General features: G+C 67.7%; 1 protein-coding gene. It reads right to left on the reverse strand.

From position 1 onward, the window contains the following. Window positions 1–2,761, reverse strand: a 2,761-nt coding sequence (locus AC1DSA_RS26035) for a T1SS-143 repeat domain-containing protein (protein WP_477894169.1), incomplete at both ends; no start/stop codon positions are given.

Below are 2,761 nucleotides of genomic sequence, written 5' to 3' on the forward strand. Positions count from 1 at the left end.
CATGACCACGTTGAAGATGGCGCGCCCGCTGGGAGCGGTTCCCGACAGCGTCAGCAGCACCATGTCGCCCGGCTCGTCCGCGCCCATGCCGGCGCTGTACATCCCCGTCATCGGATTGCCGGTGTTGAAGGCCACCGCGTTGGTGATGGAGTTGAACACCGGGATGTCGTCCTGCACCGTGACGGCGAAGTCGCCCGCCAGCAGCGGAGCGACCGTGTCACCGTCGAAGTCCGTGACCTGCACGATCGCGGAGAAGTCGATCGAAGCGACCGAGGTGGTGCCCGCGAGGTTGGTGCGCAGCGCGGTGTTCTCACCGCCGCCCGCGACGTGATCGAGCTGGTCATCCAGGTCAAACGCCCAGCTGCCATCCGGGTTGACCTTCAACGTGAAGACCGTGCGCGCGCCGGCCGTGGCCGTCAGCGTGTCCAGCAAGGTATCAGCATCCGCGCTGTCGGTCACCGCGTAGGTGACCGCTTCGCCCTTGGAGAACAGCGTGGGCAGGCTGGTGGTCACGTTGCTCAGGGTGATCGTGGACGGCTCGTCGGCTCCGACGCTCATCAGCGCGGTCAGCGAGCCGACCACGCCGGAGGCCTGGTCGTCTGCCAGGGTGTCGCCCGCACCGGGATTGCCCAGCGACTGGTCGTTGCCGTTCAGGCCACCGGCTTCCGGCGTGACGGCCGAAGACATGCCGTCTTCCTCCACCGTCGCGGTCACTGCCGTGGGGTTGGCTGCGCGCACCGGGATGTCGTCCTGCACGGTAATGGCGAAGTCGCCCGCCAGCAGCGGAGCGACGGTGTCACCGTCGAAGTCCGTCACCTGCACGATCGCGGAGAAGTCGATCGACGCGACCGAGGTGGTGCCCGCGAGGTTGGTGCGCAGCGCGGTGTTTTCACCGCCGGCCGCGACGTGATCGAGCTGGTCGTCCAGGTCGAACGCCCAGCTGCCGTCCGGGTTGACCGTCAGCGTGAAGACCGTGCGCCCGCCGGCCGTGGCCGTGAGGGTGTCCAGCAGGGTGTCGGCATCGTTGCTGTCCGTGACCGCATAGCTGACCGAATCTCCCTTGGAGAACAGCGTGGGCAGGCTGGTGGTCACGCTGCTCAGGCTGATCGTGGGCGGCTCATCCGCGCCCACGCTCATCAGCGCGGTCAGCGAGCCGGCCAGGCCGGAGGCCTGGTCGTCCGTGAGGGCGTCGCCCGCACCAGGATTGCCCAGGGACTGGTCGTTGCCGTTCAGGCCACCAGCTTCGGGAGTGACGGCCGAAGACATGCCGTCTTCCTCCACCGTGGCGGTCACTGCCGTGGGGTTGGCCGCGCGCACCGGGATGTCGTCCTGCACCGTGACGGCGAAGTCGCCGGACTGGAGCGGAGCGACGGTGTCACCGTCGAAGTCCGTCACCTGCACGATCGCGGAGAAATCAATCGAGGCGACCGATGTGGTGCCGTCTGCGGCGGTGCGCAGCGCGGTGTTTTCGCCGCCGCCCGCCACGTGATCGAGCTGATCATCGAGGTCGAACGACCAGCTGCCATCCGGGTTGACCTTCAGCGTGAAGACCGTGCGCGCGCCGGCCGTGGCCGTCAGCGTGTCCAGCAAGGTATCAGCATCCGCGCTGTCGGTCACCGCGTAGGTGACCGCATCGCCCTTGGAGAACAGCGCGGGAAGGCTGGTGGTCACGCTGCTCAGGCTGATCGTCGGGGGCTCGTCCGCGCCCACGCTCATCAGCGCAGTCAGTGAGCCGATCGCGCCGGAGGCCTGATCGTCAGCGAGAGTGTCACCGACGCCGGGATTGCCCAGGGACTGGTCGTTGCCGTTCAGGCCACCAGCTTCCGGAGTCACGGCCGAAGACATGCCGTCTTCCTCCACTGTGGCCGTCACCGCCTGCGGGTTGGCCGCGCGGACCGGGATGTCGTCCTCCACCGTGATGGCGAAGTCGCCGGCCAGCAGCGGCGCGACGGTGTCACCGTCGAAGTCCGTGACCTGCACCATCGTGGAGAAATCGATCGTGCCCGTCGAGGTGGTGCCCGCGAGGTTGGTGCGCAGCGCGGTGTTCTCACCGCCGCCCGCGACGTGATCGAGCTGGTCGTCCAGGTCGAACGCCCAACTGCCATCCGGGTTGACCTTCAGCGTGAAGACCGTGCGCGCGCCGGCCGTGGCCGTGAGCGTGTCCAGCAGGGTATCGGCATCGTTGCTGTCCGTGACCGCATAGGTGACCGCAACGCCCTTGGAGAACAGCGTGGGCAGGCTGGTGGTCACGCTGCTCAGGGTCATGGTGCCGGGCTGGTCCGCGCCCACGTCCACCAGCGCGGTCAGCGAGCCGACCGCACCACTGGCCTGGTCATCGCCCAGGGTGTCGCCCGCGCCGGGATTGCCAAGCGACTGGTCGTTGCCATTCAGGCCACCGGCTTCCGGAGTGACGGCCGAAGACATGCCGTCCTCTTCCACCGTGGCCGTCACCGGCGTGGGGGAACTCGCCCGCACCGGGATGTCGTCGTCGAACAAAAGATGGAAGGTGCCGGTGGCGGATCCGCCCAGGCCGGTCGCGGTGAACGTCACATCCACCAACACGTTGTTCTCGGTGTTGCCCGCCGGATGATCGATCTGGCCGGTGGAACTGAAGAAGTAGTCGAATATGCCGCCGCTTTCCTGCAAGGCGATCGAGAAGACCACCGTCGCCGCTGCCGTGGTCGCGCTGGTGACATCCGTCGCGGCATACAGCGTGGTGCTCGCAGCATCCCAGAAGTAGGACAGCGCCACGCCCCCGCTC

Source organism: Ramlibacter sp. P4_H7 (assembly GCF_056400765.1).